This is a genomic window from Chitinophaga sp. 05T412 (assembly GCF_056396465.1).
The window spans coordinates 869685-886005 of record NZ_JBFTLN010000002.1; the positions used below are offsets into that span (position 1 = coordinate 869685).

14 protein-coding genes and 2 rRNA genes are annotated in these 16321 nt (G+C 41.0%); 7 read left to right on the plus strand and 9 right to left on the minus strand.

All coding sequences use genetic code 11. From position 1 onward, the window contains the following. The first annotated feature begins 176 nt into the window (after positions 1 to 176). The 4 genes from AC1DFM_RS07160 (at position 177) to AC1DFM_RS07175 (ending at position 3549) form a co-directional block, all read left to right on the plus strand. Positions 177 to 881: a metallophosphoesterase gene (locus tag AC1DFM_RS07160; RefSeq protein WP_477076016.1), complete on the plus strand. Its 705-nt coding sequence runs from the start codon at positions 177 to 179 to the stop codon at positions 879 to 881. Positions 882 to 902: 21 nt separating this feature from the next. Continuing rightward, positions 903 to 1631, plus strand: a complete 729-nt coding sequence (locus tag AC1DFM_RS07165; protein ID WP_477076017.1) for a DUF4262 domain-containing protein — start codon at positions 903 to 905, stop codon at positions 1629 to 1631. A 232-nt stretch (positions 1632 to 1863) separates the two neighbouring features. After that, positions 1864 to 2751, plus strand: a complete 888-nt coding sequence (locus AC1DFM_RS07170; RefSeq protein ID WP_477076018.1) for a hypothetical protein — start codon at positions 1864 to 1866, stop codon at positions 2749 to 2751. Positions 2752 to 2814: 63 nt separating this feature from the next. Beyond that, complete coding sequence (locus tag AC1DFM_RS07175; RefSeq protein WP_477076019.1) at positions 2815 to 3549, plus strand: DUF4262 domain-containing protein; 735 nt, start codon at positions 2815 to 2817, stop codon at positions 3547 to 3549. Between the two features lie 94 nt (positions 3550 to 3643). On the opposite strand, the gene AC1DFM_RS07180 is transcribed toward AC1DFM_RS07175, so the two are convergent. From AC1DFM_RS07180 to AC1DFM_RS07210, 7 genes are all read right to left on the minus strand, one after another. After that, a complete protein-coding gene (locus tag AC1DFM_RS07180; protein ID WP_477076020.1) occupies positions 3644 to 4384 on the minus strand; it encodes a hypothetical protein in 741 nt (246 codons plus the stop codon). 52 nt (positions 4385 to 4436) lie between these two features. Further along, a complete protein-coding gene (locus AC1DFM_RS07185; RefSeq protein WP_477076021.1) occupies positions 4437 to 5417 on the minus strand; it encodes a virulence RhuM family protein/type II toxin-antitoxin system death-on-curing family toxin in 981 nt (326 codons plus the stop codon). A 325-nt stretch (positions 5418 to 5742) separates the two neighbouring features. Next, positions 5743 to 7125, minus strand: coding sequence for a tRNA uridine-5-carboxymethylaminomethyl(34) synthesis GTPase MnmE (gene mnmE, locus AC1DFM_RS07190; protein ID WP_477076022.1), 1383 nt, complete (start codon positions 7123 to 7125; stop codon positions 5743 to 5745). Positions 7126 to 7259: 134 nt separating this feature from the next. Further along, positions 7260 to 7934: an energy transducer TonB gene (locus tag AC1DFM_RS07195; RefSeq protein WP_477076023.1), complete on the minus strand. Its 675-nt coding sequence runs from the start codon at positions 7932 to 7934 to the stop codon at positions 7260 to 7262. Positions 7935 to 8142: 208 nt separating this feature from the next. Next, positions 8143 to 8754 (minus strand): ExbD/TolR family protein, encoded by a 612-nt coding sequence (locus AC1DFM_RS07200; RefSeq protein WP_477076024.1) that lies wholly within the window; start codon positions 8752 to 8754, stop codon positions 8143 to 8145. A gap of 64 nt (positions 8755 to 8818) precedes the next feature. Further along, on the minus strand, positions 8819 to 9478 hold the full coding sequence (locus AC1DFM_RS07205; protein WP_477076025.1) for an ExbD/TolR family protein: 660 nt from the start codon (positions 9476 to 9478) through the stop codon (positions 8819 to 8821). A 69-nt stretch (positions 9479 to 9547) separates the two neighbouring features. Next, positions 9548 to 10402, minus strand: coding sequence for a MotA/TolQ/ExbB proton channel family protein (locus tag AC1DFM_RS07210; RefSeq protein ID WP_477076026.1), 855 nt, complete (start codon positions 10400 to 10402; stop codon positions 9548 to 9550). A 763-nt stretch (positions 10403 to 11165) separates the two neighbouring features. Between AC1DFM_RS07210 and AC1DFM_RS07215 the strand changes: the two genes are divergently transcribed. The 3 genes from AC1DFM_RS07215 to AC1DFM_RS07225 all read left to right on the plus strand — a co-directional run bounded on the left by AC1DFM_RS07215 (position 11166) and on the right by AC1DFM_RS07225 (position 15783). Beyond that, a complete protein-coding gene (locus tag AC1DFM_RS07215; protein WP_477076027.1) occupies positions 11166 to 13730 on the plus strand; it encodes a zinc-dependent metalloprotease in 2565 nt (854 codons plus the stop codon). A 142-nt stretch (positions 13731 to 13872) separates the two neighbouring features. Further along, on the plus strand, positions 13873 to 14898 hold the full coding sequence (locus AC1DFM_RS07220; RefSeq protein WP_477076028.1) for a LacI family DNA-binding transcriptional regulator: 1026 nt from the start codon (positions 13873 to 13875) through the stop codon (positions 14896 to 14898). 48 nt (positions 14899 to 14946) lie between these two features. Then, a complete protein-coding gene (locus tag AC1DFM_RS07225; protein WP_477076029.1) occupies positions 14947 to 15783 on the plus strand; it encodes a hypothetical protein in 837 nt (278 codons plus the stop codon). Positions 15784 to 15930: 147 nt separating this feature from the next. Here AC1DFM_RS07225 and rrf (AC1DFM_RS07230) read toward each other — a convergent pair. Both rrf (AC1DFM_RS07230) and rrf (AC1DFM_RS07235) read right to left on the minus strand, forming a co-directional pair. Further along, positions 15931 to 16042: ribosomal RNA gene (gene rrf / locus AC1DFM_RS07230) — 5S ribosomal RNA — on the minus strand. 173 nt (positions 16043 to 16215) lie between these two features. After that, a 5S ribosomal RNA gene (gene rrf, locus AC1DFM_RS07235) occupies positions 16216 to 16321 on the minus strand; the annotation flags it as partial.

The following is a 16321-nucleotide window of genomic DNA, read 5'->3' on the forward strand; positions in this document are numbered from 1 at the left end:
TCAGATACCGTTTCTACAGATTCTACTCGTGATTTTTCGCAAAAAATAATGGACTTCTCGCGCAAACTAAATGGTTACGTATTCGTCTATTTCAACTAACCAGAGGATCAAACACGACCAAGATGATAAATAACTATATTAGCAGGATATCAATTTTCATCTAACACAAAACCAAGATGATAATAATTGGCGATCTCCATGGAACTTATCCTGAGATACTTTACAAAATCAAAAAATTTGGACTGGAAAAAACTTCACTCATTCAGGTGGGTGATTGGGGGCTTGGCTTTCAACATAAAGCTCTTGATATAAAAGCATTATCTCAAATTGATAATTTTCTTAGGGAGAAGGAAAATTATTTGTACATACTGAGAGGCAATCACGATAATAAATGGTTCTGGGATTACCGGGATACTTTCAATTTTCACCATCTTAAGCTGGTACAGGATTATGAGGTAATCGAAATTGAAAACAGGAAAGTGTTTTTTATCGGCGGTGGCATATCAATCGACCGACTGAGAAGAACAATTGGTAAAGACTTCTGGCCCGATGAGGAAATTCGATTTGATGAATCATTGCTAAAGCTGTCATGTACTCAAGGCATTGATATAGCTATCTCTCATATCGCGCCTGGAGAAGCATGGCCTTATACTTTTGACCCTATCGTACTTAATTTTATTGTTAAGGAGATGGAAGCTGGCCGAGACCTTGCCGGTGACCTGAAAAATGAACGACAGATAATGAGTAAGATATATTCATCTATTAAGGCTGCCGGATGTAAGGAATGGTATTATGGGCATTATCATGAATCTCACATGGAAGAAAAAGATGGATTAATTTTCAGATGCGTGGCTATACAGGAAATGTATGATACAAAATAAAATCGAACTAAATCATTACCATTGAAACATTGTAATCACGAACCTATTTCTCACAAGCTGATACTGGATAACATCGATCAACATGGATGCTTCATTACATATGTAGAATCTGATGATTACCTTCCAGGCTTTGCATATACCATTGGTCTTTATCAAAAATTCAATCATCCTGAAATCATGTGTTTTGGCCTGTCAACGGACCTTGCAGGCAGTCTTTTGAATGACGCCTGCCACCTGATAAAGAACGGTCAATCTTTCGATACGGATGTTCACTACCACGACTTCCTTAAAGATTTTCCCATCCAGTTTCTATCCGTAAATAAATCCTTTTATTCCGATTATTTTGGTGTTGCCAGCAGCTTTTACAATCACTACGATTATCCTGCATTACAATTGATATGGCCAGACAAACAAAGCCTTTTCCCATGGGAATCCGGATTTAATAGCAATTGGAAATTTAAACAACCGCTTCTTGACAGGAATACCGATTTCAAGTTTTATGAGGAGAGAAATGTAGGGGTGTATACTACCAGGCATGTTCTGGAGGGCAAGCCTATTTTATACGTTTATCATAATGACGATGGAGCATGGCAGTTTCATAGCGAACAGGAACCCGATCTCAAAGATTCCAAACTGGTTAGTCTTGAAAAAATAACTAAAATCGACCCTAGTGTAAATGAGCTTTATCACTTGTCTTTCGGAAAAAGCGCCTGGCGTAATTCTTTACATGATGACTGGGAATGGGAATGATGGGGAGTAGATTACTTCCGATCATTGTAAGATATTTTCGGAATGAATACACTTGTTTCCGCAACTCTGATCATAAAGAGTACGTCCTTGACTTGTTCCTGGGCTGTCATCGTTTATAGGTTAACCCATTAAATGGGTACTTAAACGTACTAAATAATGACAATGTTTGGAAGATTAGAGAAGAGAAGATATCTTAGATGATCCCATAATCGAAATTTAATACCTATCATTCATGAGTTTTGACCTCTTTTTCTATAAAAGGAAAAATGCTGTAATATCAAAAGAAGACATTAGTAAATACCTGGCTGTTAACCTGTCAATACCCAATGATCCTAACACAAATAGATGGTGGTATGAGAATACCGAAACTGACGTATACTTTTGCTTTGAGTATGAAAAACCGACTCATGGTGAAGAAGATGATGGAGATTTTGAAGAATTTGAAAAAACGAACTTCCTATTTAATATAAACTATTTACGGCCTGACTTCTTTGGGAAAGAAGCCTTTCCAATTGTTTCTAAGCTACTAAAAGACTTAGACCTATTTGTATTCAATCCACAATTTGGAGCAGAAGTCGATTATCCACATCAACCATCAGCCGATAGCCTATATAAATGCTGGTCAGACTTTAATTTACTCACCTCCAAAGATCATTTTGATCAGGATACTTGTTACTACCCATTAGATCTGACCAATCAGTCATGGCGATATAATTTTAATCGTAAGAATCTTCAACAGCAATTAGGTGAAGCTTACTTTGTACCCCGTATTTTCTATTTTAAGACGAAGGAGCATGGGAATGCCATTACCGTTGCAACCTGGACAGAGCATATTCCAAACGTTATGCCACCTGCGGACTACTATGTTATATATAAAAAAACCCGCAGACTATTCAGAAGCGTCACAGAAAGAGGGTTTATTTCCTATAGCACACTGCTTAAAACATTTGGGAGTTACTTCGATAATTATGAGTTCGAAGGTTGTAAAATCATTCACCCAGCGAAGGCTTCGTTAGTAGCAAAAATCTTCAATTCAATAAAATTTGAGCATAGCTTTGAGGATTTTGCGGAGCGAATGGACATCGCCAACCTGTACAATAACAAACCTGGTCTTGATTAATGTACTCGTTATTTTAAACCGGGCACTTAACTATTAATTTAAAACACCTTAAAAATAAAACTTTTGACTCCCGATCCACTCGACAGCGGTCCTATTTCCCGCAAAGAAATACAAGATAAAATTGACCAATATGGATGCTATATTATTCAGGTAGAATCTGATGATTATTTACCTGCTTACGCTTATACAATCGGACTATTTCAAAGATTCAAACATCCGGAAATTATATGCTTTGGATTGTCAATCGAACTATTAGGTAATCTGTTAAATAATGTTTGTGCATCAATAAAAGATGGTAGCCACCTACATGCAGGTACGCTTTACGAGGAATTTATAAAAAATTATCCTATCCAGTTTCTGACTGTAGATAAGTCATATCACTCTGATTACATGGCAATATGTAATATTTTCTATCATACTGAAGATTACCCAGCGTTACAAATGGTATGGCCGGATAGACATCCGCTATTTCCCTGGGAGGAAGGGTTCAATCCTGACTGGAAATTTAAACAGCCACTTCTTGATAGGAACCTGGATTTCAAATTCTATGAGGAGAGAAACGTAGCAGTATTTACGACAAGTCAGGTTTTAGAAGGTAAACCTATTTTGTATGTTTACCATAATGATGATGGTGCGTGGCAGTTTCATAGTGAACAAGAGCCTGATCTCAAAGATTCCAAACTGGTTAGTCTTGAAAAAATAACTAAAATCGACCCTAGTGTAAATGAGCTTTATCACTTGTCTTTCGGAAAAAGCGCCTGGCGAAAGTCTATCAATGATCAGTGGGATTGGGAATAGCGTTAAGGAATTATTTCAAAATTCCTGCGAGATTCCCAAAGTTATTCAAAAGGCGCTATACCCAATAACCGAATTTCGGGCAGATGGGTATCTGTTACCATTTTTCAAAGTCTGTTCCCTTTAACCAATAATCATAAAAATCTATCATTTCATTTATCTCCTTTTTCTTAAGAAGATATTCGTTAGTTGCTATTTGATGATTTTCCCTATGTAAGGTTAACTCTTTCATCTCCTGCCTCTTCATGTGCCGTTTCTTGACGTTCTCATAATGCCCAAAGGTTTTCTCTAGAGCTTCGAGGTACTCTTTACTTGATAAATAGCTATTATGCTGAAGCTGCACTCTTTCCAGGGAAGTTCCCCTTCTTTCTCTGTATGGAACTGTTTGGCCAAATTGAAATAGTGGCTTCTGACGAATGTACTGATTAAATCCCTCACAGGTAAATTCAATTTCACCCCGTTGAGTAACAATTAGCCATGTCGTTTTATCTTCTTCTACTTGTTTTTCTATATAGTCAATCTCAAAAACATCTTCCATTGCTATTTCAAAGTCAAAAGAAAGGATTTTCGCTTTTTTAAAAACCAATGTTGCAGGTGCAACCCAGAATGTAAAAGGTAACCCCTCAAGATCCGGCTGATTCCATTTTAATATATAGTCAATATCAAATTCAAGGTCCTCCTTTAGGGCCATTTTATAGATCTGCGAATCATGCCAGCCCATAATTTCAAAGTCATCTTCCGTCCAAATACTCTTTTCTAGCTCATAAGACATATCTATCATACGCATTGTTATTAAATGGCTGTTTATACTTTCTGTCTGTTTACGAATCGCAAACATTATAATTTTGTAAACACAATTAAATTGTCAGCTCGCGAACTAGAAACAAAAATTAATTCCTAAGATTTATCAGATTCACAACAACTTTAATCATCATCTCTTTTTCATCAGGTTTTGACTCTGCAATCATCAGCGTTAATGCTACCAAAGCGTTGTCTCCAATCTTCTTTGAACCATCTGAATGATAAAGAATACTATTCTTATCTAAAAACCAAACGAATAAGAACGCAGCAATACGCTTGTTCCCATCTGAAAAAGAATGATTCTTAATAACGAAATATAAGAGATTGGCCGCCTTCTCTTCCACACTTGGATAAAGATGCTGTCCACCAAATGTCTGATAGATAGCAGCCAATGACCCCTGAAAAGATTCATCCTTTTCATTCCCAAACAAACTACTTCCTCCGAACTTATCCCGAAGACCTTTGATAGCCCCTATGGCAGTATAATATGTTATTTCAAATAAGTTCTCAGTAGTTATTGATTCAATTTGAAGCACCTGATGGTCATACTGATCCAGCACATCCAGCGCATAAGTGTAATCTGTGATCACCTTCAGTAAACCGGTTACCTCATCAGTGTTCTCCATTACATTCCCAAGCAACTTCACCGTTTGCTTTAACTCGTCTAATTGACGGGACTGTTCCTGAAAACGATTTTTATCGATAGCATACCCATTCACCAGATATTCTTTCAGCACTTTATTTGCCCAGATACGAAATTGCGTTCCTCTTACTGAATTGACTCTGTAACCAATTGATATAATCATATCCAGGTTATAGTGTTCCAACTCCCTGCTGACAGACCGTTTCCCTTCTTGTCGAACTGTTCGGAATTTCCGAATAGTTGCTTCCTGGCCTAGTTCATTAGAACMATATATATGTTTAATGTGCTCACTTATATTGGCTCTACTGGATTGAAACAAGTCGACAATCTGAGCTTGGGTCAACCAAACTGTCTCATGTTCTAACTTTACATCAATGGTTGTTTCTCCGTTTGGATGCTGATATATTAAAATTTGATCGTTGCCCATGGCTGGTTTTTTGATAAAAGTAACACATCAAAAATAAAAACAAAATGAAGCTAACGGCTTAATGTATTGGCCGGGAAATAACGATAAAAATAATCATCGGAATTGGAACAAATGTTTGGAGATGAACTAAACTGGTCTATTACGCTCTTAGGCTGCCAATTAATTATTGCCATTATTTCCCCATGTACCGTATCTTATTACTGATTTGGTCGTTTATGGATCAACAACAAAACAAAGGAAAACCCAAGCATCCTGTCAAGATGCAACACTGATACGCATTACGTTAGGTAAATAAAGAAAAGTAGCTATAAATAAAAGAAAGGGCTTACTTCCCGATACAAAACTTACTAAATATATAATCCAACCTATCCTCATTTGTCACTTCTCCTGTAATCTCTCCAAGATAATGCAAACAAAGCCGGATATCCAGTGCCAGCAAGTCTCCCGGCAATCCGTTATCCATTCCCTCCTTTACATCCTGCAGTGATTTCAGTACTTCCTTCAGTGCTGCATAATGTCTGGCATTGGTAACGATAGTATCTTCTGTATTAACATCACCTGCTATTACTTTATGTACCAGGGCATCTTTCAGTTCCTGTATGTGTGCATGATTTTTTGCAGAGATGAAAAGAATGCCGGGGATGTCAGCGAACTTAGTACGAATGGCGGCTTCGCCAGTGATGTCTGTTTTATTTCCGACAAGAAGATAGTTGATGTTGTCTGCTTCGAAAGCTTCAATCTGCTGACGTATATCCGTAGCAGTTAGTTCATTCACATCAAACAGGTAAACAACCACACCAGCCTCTTTGATTTTCTCCATTGTTTTCTGTACGCCGATGCTTTCGATGGTATCGAGGCTTTCGCGGATACCGGCGGTGTCGATGAGGCGGAAAAGGATGCCATCGATATTGAGGACTTCTTCAATGGTATCGCGCGTAGTGCCGGCGATATCGCTGACGATGGCGCGGTTTTCATTGAGCAGGGTATTGAGCAGGGTAGATTTACCGGCGTTGGGCTTGCCAACAATGGCGGTATTAACGCCATTTTTGATCACATTTCCCATGCGGAAGGAGTCGATCAGGTGTTGCAAGGTACCGGTGGCATTTGAAACAAGGCGATATAAGCCCGTACGATCGGCGAACTCCACATCTTCCTGACTGAAGTCCAACTCGAGCTCAATAAGGGCGGAAAAGGTGATTAATTGCTCACGGAGGGCATGTAATTCCTTGGAGAACCCACCGCGCATCTGCTGCATGGCCGTTTGATGAGAAGCGGCCGAATTGCTGGCGATGAGGTCAGCAACGGATTCTGCCTGGGTAAGGTCTAATTTCCCGTTGAGGAAAGCCCGCTGGGTGAATTCCCCTGGTTTAGCCAGGCGTGCGCCGGCTTTTATGGTGGCGTCAATAATTTGTTGTTGGATATAGGGAGATCCATGGCAGGATATTTCTATCACATCTTCGCCGGTATAAGACCCTGGGCCTTTATACAAGCTAACTACTACTTCATCAATCATCCGTCCTTCTGAAACGATGCTGCCGAAATGGAGGGTATGGCTGGCCTGTTGGGTCAGGTCTTTGGCTGGGAATAAGCTATTACTGATGGCATAGGTACCGGGGCCGCTCAACCGTATTACTGCGATGGCGCCAAGGCCTGGTGCAGTAGCCACTGCTACAATAGTATCATCAAATCCGGTTAGTTTGCCCAGCATACCTGTTTTAGTTTATGATTATTCCCAAAGGGCACAAATTTACGATAATTGGGGATAGTAGCGTGGGCTATAAAGCAAAAGTCCCGTTCCAACGATGTTGAAACGGGACTTTTACAAATTATGTTGAGACAGTACTACTCCTGCAAAGTAAAGCGGATAGGGAGGTTGAACTGTACAGAAACCTGGCGGCCATTTTGCTTACCAGCTTTCCATTTAGGCATGGTTTTCACCACGCGAACAGCTTCTTCTTCCAGGCCACCACCTTTTGCGGCACCTACTGTTTTAACGTCTTTAATGTTTCCTTCGGAGTCTACTACGAACTGAACGAATACTGTACCGGAGATACCATTTTCCTGCGCAACGCGAGGGTAACGGATGTTTTTGCTCAGGTACTTCGCCAGTGCTTCCTCACCACCTGGGAAGGTTGGAGGTTGTTCTACGAAGGTGAAGATTTCCTCTTTAGCAGGAGCAGCCGGAGCGGTTACTACACCGGTACCTTTACTATCTTCCAGTAATCCCGGATCGATACCGTTTGGATCACCTTCTACAGTTTTAGTACTGATGGCTTTGTCCTTGATGTCCTCATGCTTTGGAGGTTCCTCATCCGGTGGTACTTCGTTATCTTTCTTAATAACCGGAGGAGTAAATTGTACTGACGGTTTTACCGGTGGCGGTGGCGCAGGCGGTGGTGGAGGCGGAGGTGGTGTTTTCGGATCATCCGGCAACTTCACATCCTCCATCTTAATTTCCTGTATCACCGGCTTCTTCAGGTTATCTCCTTCTGAAGCTTTTACCCACTGTGTTATCATGTACGTTGCAAAGAATATTACAAACAATGACGCGGTTCCCAAAATGGCATTCCGCACACGCTTATTATACTGTCTCCGCAAATCGTACGCCCCATAATCCTTATTCCTGCMGTCAAACAGGATATCAAGAAAATCGGACTTTAAGACTTTAGCAGAATCCATTGTTGTTGTTTTATTATGGATGCAAAAAAATAATTATTCCACAAAACTATTTAGCTGGCGCTGGAGTAGAAGTTACACCGTTAGCTGCTTCGGTAGACTGGATCCATTTTTTATCCTGGTCGCTGATGTCTACTGTTGCGTAACGCTGAATTCTATTGATCGCCATTTCGTCGAGGATATCAACGAAGTTCTTATAATTGGCCTGATCATCAGCCTTTATAATCACTACAACGTCTTCTGGTTCACCTTTTGCATTCCGCAGTTTGGCAACGTCATCCCGCTTCTTGATGATCTCATCTCTGATTCCTCCGGTATTAGCAAAAGTTGTTGCTTTGAAGAAGTCAGGATTAGCAGAAGCATTAGGGTCTTGCGCCAAACCTTCGTAATAGTAAACTCGATTATCTTTTCCGAGTAAAATGGTAAGAGCAGTACTTTCTTTTACTTTGTTCTGATCTTTCTCATTCTCGGTATCTTTTGGCATGATCAAGTCCATTGTTTTGGGCTTGGACATGGTAGTGGTAAGCATGAAGAAGGTAATCAACAGAAAACCTAAATCCACCATGGGCGTCATATCTACACGGGTAGACTGTTTCTTGKATTTCGTCCCACCGTGTTTCTTCCCTTTCCCACCACTACTACTGGTATCCATTTCTGCCATAGTAGCCAATTTTTTTAGTTACTTAAATCAACAGCCTTCCAGGTCAGGAAGCAATTGCTGTCGTTTACTTATGTTTACCACCGGCCTGTTGTTCTTCCCAGGCAGCAGTACCTTTCGGTGCTTCTTCCAGGTTAGTCACCAGGTTCAGCTTCTGGATTTTCTTTCTTTTGAAAGTATCCAGGATTTCTTTGATCTTAGGATAAGGAGTTTGGTTATCTGCCTTAATACAATACTTCACTTTATTGAGGTTTGTACCCTGGGCTGCATTACCATATTCAATCCACGCTCCTAATTCTCCGCTGGCAGAATCTGTAGGTATTCCTTTATCCAGACCAGAAGTTTTACGCTGTTCCTCGCTGAGGGCCAGGTAAGCTTTCAGATCTTTGATAGGTGCTCCTACGCTGGCTCCGGTGACAAAGTTTTTGATTTCTTTCTCATCCAGACCCAATTTATACTGCGTATTCAGATCTTCTATCAGCTTCCTTCTTTTAGGCTGGCCATCCATGCTGAAAAACACTCTACCATCCTTATCTACTGTGAACAATAACACATCAGAATCAGGCAAAAGGGTGGTGTTAATAGAGGATGGGGTAACTACCGTTACCGGTTCATCCGGTTTGAACTTCGTTGCCAGCATAAAGAAAGTTAATAGCAGGAAAGCCACATCACACATTGCTGTCATGTCAATGTTGGTGCTTTTCCTTGGCATTTTAACTTTAGGCATCTTTACTCTGTTTTATGGTTTACTTTAAATAGATTCAAAACCGCTTACTTTCCACAAAATAATCTCAGATTATTTGTGATTAGCAGCAAAGCTCTGTGTTAAAGTAAAGCCAGATTCGTCAATAGCGTAAGTGATGCTATCGATGTTAGTAGTAAAGTAGTTGTACATGATGATCGCTACAGCAGAAGTACCGATACCCAGTGCAGTGTTGATCAACGCTTCAGAGATACCACCTGCCAGCTGTGCAGAGTCTGGTGCACCACCGGAAGACATCGCTGCGAACGCACGGATCATACCCAATACTGTACCGAACAGACCTAACAGGGTAGCTACGGAAGCAATAGTAGATAAGAACACCAGGTTCTTTTCCATCATTGGCAGTTCCAATGCAGTTGTTTCTTCAATTTCGTTTTTAATGGTCAGAATCTTCTGCTCTGTATCCAGCTCAGTATTAGAAACCATTTCTTTGTACTTTTTCAGACCAGCTTTCAGTACGTTACCTACAGAACCTTTCTGTTTGTCACACTCTGCCAGTGCTGCATCAATATTGCGGTTAGCCAGGTGATACTGTACTTTACGTACCAGCTCAGAACCGCTGAATTTACCTTTTGCTTTTGACAGGTAAAGGAAACGCTCAATTACGAATGTCAGACAAACCAGTAACACAGAAATCAGGATAGGTACGATCAGACCACCTTTGTAAACTGTACCAAACCATTTACCAATACCAGAATCAACTGGGTGACTTTCTGGATTGTTACCCACGAAGTTGGCTGGGTTACCTAATACAAAAAAGTAAAACAGAAATCCTATCACTAAACAGATAGGCACAGCCAACGCAGCGAACAGGTTGGATGACTTTTTAGGTTGATGAGAAGAAGCCTTAGCTGTAGCTGCAGTCACAGTTGTTTTAGTCTCAGCCATGTTGATTGAAATTTTAGTGTTAAAAATTAAACTATTGTTTGTTAGAAGTTACTAATTACTAATTACGATTACGATACCCTTTATTGTGGAATGCCCTTCCGCACTCAATTTACTGTTTTTTATCAGTGATTCGCAAAGTTATAAGGTTGGTCCAAAAAAACAAGTGCAGCTCAAAAAAACCCACAAAAATTAACTTTCACACACAAAAGCCCCACCACAGGGCTTTTAGACCACTCATTTTTTTAGAGCAAACACTTACATAAGCGAATAAACCAATATCGCAGTTTTCACAACTGATTGTTACTGTCCCAATTCTTGAAATAGTTTGATTTTTTTCAAAGTTGGACGCACAATTTAAGAAAAAATTCAAATGTTCCAACAGAAATCTTACAATTCTGATAACTTATTTATTCCCGCGCCAGTAAACACTTTCAGCCTAAGCTAATAGCATTTAGCAACGGAACATAGAATATTTTACTCCCTTCTTCCCCAAATTCAATAGCATAGCGGGCATTATCTTCTACTACTTTCTTTCTCCATATAAAATTATTATCTGCTATAATAATAAATAGTTACATAAAAAAAGTTGCCCCCGCAACTACTGTTTTAACATTTACTTTTCAATTTTACTCCTTTTTTTCCATTCCTACAGTCTTTACTGCGCTTATGGATTTTCCTGATAAGTTAATACTTAATATACTTACTTGCAAAGGTTTTTAAAAAAACATAACAAGTAAATCAAAAACCACTTATTAAAACTGTAATGAGCAAACCATTTCAAAACAAACTGATACTCGCCATGGCAGGAGCCTTCTGCCTGAGTACTGCAGTTTTACAACCTGCTACAGCACAGCGGAAAAAACATTCCAAAAATGCTGCGCCAACTACTCCTGCACCTGCCAAAGATTCAACTGGTAAGCCACCAATGATCAAACCAGGCCCTAAACCCGGACCTAAACCTTTTGCAGAAGTGATCACCGATAAAGCAAAATCTGACTCCGGTTTATTCAATATCTATAAACTAGATGACCGCTTCTTCTTCGAAATACCCGATGCACTCATCGGTAGAGATGTACTCGTAGTCAACAGAATATCCAAATCCGCAGCTGGCCTCCGCGCCATGATGATGGGATATAGCGGGGATATCATCAACGAAAATGTGATTCGCTTTGAAAAAGGTCCTAACAATCGCATCTTCCTGAAAAATATCTCCTATTCAGATGTATCAAAGGACTCAACGCAGCCTATGTTTACCTCTGTAAGGAATTCTAACCTGCAGCCCATTGTAGCCGCTTTTGATGTAAAAGCATTATCTAAAAATAATGATGGAAGCGTCATTGATCTGACCGAATTTATTAATGGCGACAATGATATCCTGTTCTTCGATGGCCAGATAAAAAATGCACTAAAACTCGGCGGTGTTCAACCAGATAAATCTTACATCTCTGATGTAAAATCCTATCCAATGAACACAGAAATTAAAACCGTAAAAACATATAGCAAAAGTGGCGGCCCTGCCGGACCCGGTATGCCTCCTGCACCAGGTGGCAATGCTACCGTGGAACTCAACAGCTCTATAGTACTATTGCCTGCTGTTCCCATGCAGCCGCGCTACTACGATCCACGCGTAGGTTACTTCACCACCAGCGTAACAGATTTCGATGCAGATCCTCAAGGTGTTAAAAAACTTCAGATGATCACCCGCTGGCGCCTGGAACCAAAACCGGAAGACATGGAAAAATACAAACGCGGCGAACTGGTAGAACCAGTGAAACCTATTGTGTTTTACATCGATCCTGCTACCCCGGAAAAATGGCGTAAATACCTGATCCTCGGGGTTAACGACTGGCAAAAAGCTTTTGAAGAAGCCGGATTTAAAAATGCTATCATCGCTAAAATGGYCCCTACACCACAGGAAGATTCTACCTGGTCTATCGAAGATGCCCGCTTCTCTGCCATCGTTTATAAACCTTCCGATGTGCCTAATGCCAGCGGTCCACATATCCACGATCCACGCTCCGGTGAAATCATCGAAAGCCATATCAACTGGTACCACAACGTAATGCGCTTACTGCGTAACTGGTATTTTGTACAGGCTTCTCCTAATGATCCACGTGCCCGCAATATGCAATTCAGCGATGAACTGATGGGAGAACTGATCCGCTTTGTGTCTTCTCACGAAGTTGGTCATACCCTCGGTCTGCGCCATAACTTTGGCTCCAGCTCCGCTTATCCTGTTGAAAAACTCCGCGATAAAGAGTGGGTAAAACAAAACGGACACGCTGCCTCTATCATGGACTATGCGCGTTTCAACTACGTAGCACAACCTGGCGATGGCATCAACGGCGCTGACCTCTACCCCCGCATCAACTACTACGATAAATGGGCCATCCAATGGGGCTACAAGCTGCTGCCACAGGCTAAATCCCCTGAAGACGAAACCCCTATCCTGAACAAATGGACGGTAGAAAAACTGAAGGATAAAAAATACTGGTTCGGTACTGAAAGTAATCCGGATGACCCAAGATCACAAAACGAAGACCTTGGTGACAATGCCATGATTGCAAGTACTTATGGTATTAAAAATCTGCAATATATCATGCCTAATCTCCTTGCCTGGACAAAGGTGGAGAACGAAGGATATGGTAACCTGGGCGAATTATACAAAGAAATAGCCGGACAGTTTAGTCGTTACATGGGCCACGTAGCTAAAAACGTAGGCGGTATCTATGAAACCCCTAAAACTGTAGAACAGGAAGGCGCTGTGTATGAATATGTACCAAAAGCCACACAGAAAGAAGCCATTCAGTTCCTGAACAAACAACTGTTCACCACACCCAAATGGCTGATCAACCAGGATCTGCTGAATCGCTTTGGCGGCGATGCCGTTTCCATGATCATTTCCCGCCAGGAACCAGTGCTGGACAGATTAATGAGCAGTAACACCCTCAGAAAACTGATCAGCAGTGAAGCTGCGTTAGGTGCACAGGCATATGCTCCAACCGAATTGTTGGGCGACCTGAAAAAATCCATCTTCTCAGAAATATATACACATCAGTCAATTGATGTATATCGCAGAAACCTGCAACGCGCCTATGTGGATAACCTGACAGAACTGGTAAATCCTCCGGCAGCAAATCCAATGGCAGCGATGTTTGGCTCCGCACCTGCAGATCCATCTAAATCAGATGCTGCTGGTATTGGCCGCGCACAGCTGATTGCACTCAGAACAGAACTGCGTGCTGCAGCAGCCGGTGGCGATGCCATGACCCGCAACCACATACAGGACCTGATTGCCCGTATTGGTAAAGCACTCGATCCTAAATAACGATCAGGAATACACGAAAATAACCGCACCCTTTCCGCTATAAACGGAAAGGGTGCTTTCGTTAATCTATGCCTCAAAGCATAGTAATTCTTCCGGAAAAAGCTTAATATCGTTACATTATTTACTCACGAAGCCTCAAAAAGTGAAAGATCGGACTAACAAAATAACGATTTACGATATAGCCAGTAAGCTTAACCTGTCTGCATCTACCGTGTCCCGTGCATTGCAAAACAATCCACTGATTAACATGGAAACGCGGGAAAAAGTACAGCAAGCGGCTACTGAAATGGGATATGTCCCAAACTGGATTGCGTCCAGTTTACGGAAAAAACGGTCAAATATCCTGGGCCTGATTGTTCCCCGTACATCAATGTACTTTCAAAGCACAGCTATCAGCGGTATCCAGCATGAAGCACATAAATATGGATTCAGTATCGTAATTGGCCAATCCGATGAAACGGTGGCGATGGAAAAAGAACTGGTCCATACCTTCTACTCGCTTCGCGTAGATGGCTTGCTGGCAGTAGCTTCTATGTTCACCACTAATTTTGATCACTTCAATCCATTCATTAAAAACAATATTCCCCTGGTATTCTACGATCGCGTACCTACCGACTTCCAGGGTTATACCATTACCGGAGATGACTTTAAAGGAGGCTTTCTCGCTACCGAACACCTCATCAAACAAGGCTGCAAACGTATTGCACACTTCTCCGGACAGCTCACCTGTAATCTATACCAGCAAAGGCTTTCGGGTTATAAGGAAGCCCTTGCACAATATAACATCCCTTTTGATGAGGAGCTTGTTTATGTACATGACTTAACGATGGATTCCGGTACTGTGGCAGCCCAACAATTATTTGATGCGCATAAAATGCCGGATGGCATGTTTGCGGCAAATGATAGTTCTGCTGTTGCCTTTATCCGGGAAGCCAGGAAAAGAAATATTGCGGTTCCTCAGCAAATCAAAGTGGTAGGCTATTCCAATGATTTGTCTTCACGCATCATTTCCCCTTCTCTTACCACTATTGAACAATCAGGATATAACATGGGACAGAAAGCAGTGGAAACAATTGTTCAGCTAATCAACCAGGAAGAGACGGTGAAAGTGACTAAAAATTATATCTTTCCGGTAGAATTAATAAAACGCGAATCCACCGCTATATAAGCAGACATTTAACCGATAAACTGTATTAAACATAACCTACAACTTTTTATGCAACCACGTATCTATGCTTTTTTGTTGGGCGCAGCCACCCTTGCTGTGAGTGCTTGTAACAACCGTATCTATGTACCTAACCAGGTAAATGCTCCTGCACTAAAGGAACGCTATGAATTTAAAGGCAGTGTTACTCCTACTAATTTACAGGGTGCTTTTGCAGTTAGCGACAACATTGCTATTATGGCCAATGGGCAGTATCTCTGGGGTTTCGATGATATAAATCCAGATAAGAATAATAACAATACCGATGATCTTTTTTTCAACCGTATCCGTGGAGGAATGGTAGAAGGTGCTGTTGGCTACTTCAAAGGTTTTGGTTCCCGGAAGCAAATGGTATTTGATGTGTATGGAGGTTATGGCAGCGGGGGTTTTAGAACATTTACGCATCGTCCTGATGCAAATGATGGGACTAACATTAACGACTATCTGCTAAAGAATCGCTTCAGTAAGGTATTTGTGCAGCCGAGCATCGGGTACGTAAACCATATTGTGGAAACCATCTTTACCAGTCGTTTCTCTATGGTAAATTTTTACAACAGTCAATTCGGAGCAAAAGCTTTTGAAAACAATGAAAATGCCAAAGCTGACTTCCTTCGTGTTGGTGATAAACCCGTTGTTTTTTATGAACCTGCTTTCACTGTCAGAGTGGGATATCGGTATGTGAAGTTTCAATCACAACTGTTGTTCTCTGTCCCTTTAAATAATGGCTCCTGGGATAATTACGGCCAGAACTATAATGTGAACCGATATTTCCAACAGGTCAATTTTACCATGGGAGTTGCTGTAAATGTTGCTCACTGGTATGATGATATAAAAAGGAAAAGAAAATAGTATTACATCCGGGGTAAAGCCCGGATTTTTTATTTAGGAAGATGATTACCGGAGATGATTATATAGGGAGATGACTACCGAATCGGCTGTTATCAGTATAAAACAAAGAAGCCTTAGTGTATAAACACTAAGGCTTCTTTTTAATAAGTATGGCAGCTACCTACTCTCCCGCATGATTGTGCAGTACCATCGGCCATGAGGGGCTTAACTTCTCTGTTCGGAATGGGAAGAGGTGAACACCCTCGGCAAAACCACCATAAGATCTTTAGTCTGCAGTAGCAGAAAATAATATGATGAAGTTCTAACGAACCTGTAAAAATTGTATGTAAATCTTTCAACGTCATTGAAAGTGATGCTCCTTCAACAGCTTTTCTGTGAGGAGGGAAAAAAGAAAAAGCCTTAGTAAACAGATACTAAGGCTTTTCTTAATAAGTATGGCAGCTACCTACTCTCCCGCATGATTGTGCAGTACCATCGGCCATGAGGGGCTTAACTTCTCTGTTCGGAATGGGAAGAGGTGAACACCCTCGGCAAAACC

Excerpts from the sequence above, each read along its gene's own strand:
- AC1DFM_RS07205 (WP_477076025.1), bottom strand. The coding sequence starts at position 9,478 with ATGCCTAAAGTTAAAATGCCAAGGAAAAGCACCAACATTGACATGACA.
- AC1DFM_RS07160 (WP_477076016.1), top strand. The coding sequence starts at position 177 with ATGATAATAATTGGCGATCTCCATGGAACTTATCCTGAGATACTTTAC.
- AC1DFM_RS07195 (WP_477076023.1), bottom strand. The coding sequence starts at position 7,934 with ATGATAACACAGTGGGTAAAAGCTTCAGAAGGAGATAACCTGAAGAAG.
- AC1DFM_RS07210 (WP_477076026.1), bottom strand. The coding sequence starts at position 10,402 with ATGGCTGAGACTAAAACAACTGTGACTGCAGCTACAGCTAAGGCTTCT.
- AC1DFM_RS07225 (WP_477076029.1), top strand. The coding sequence starts at position 14,947 with ATGCAACCACGTATCTATGCTTTTTTGTTGGGCGCAGCCACCCTTGCT.
- AC1DFM_RS07170 (WP_477076018.1), top strand. The coding sequence starts at position 1,864 with ATGAGTTTTGACCTCTTTTTCTATAAAAGGAAAAATGCTGTAATATCA.
- AC1DFM_RS07180 (WP_477076020.1), bottom strand. The coding sequence starts at position 4,384 with ATGTTTGCGATTCGTAAACAGACAGAAAGTATAAACAGCCATTTAATA.
- mnmE (WP_477076022.1), bottom strand. The coding sequence starts at position 7,125 with ATGCTGGGCAAACTAACCGGATTTGATGATACTATTGTAGCAGTGGCT.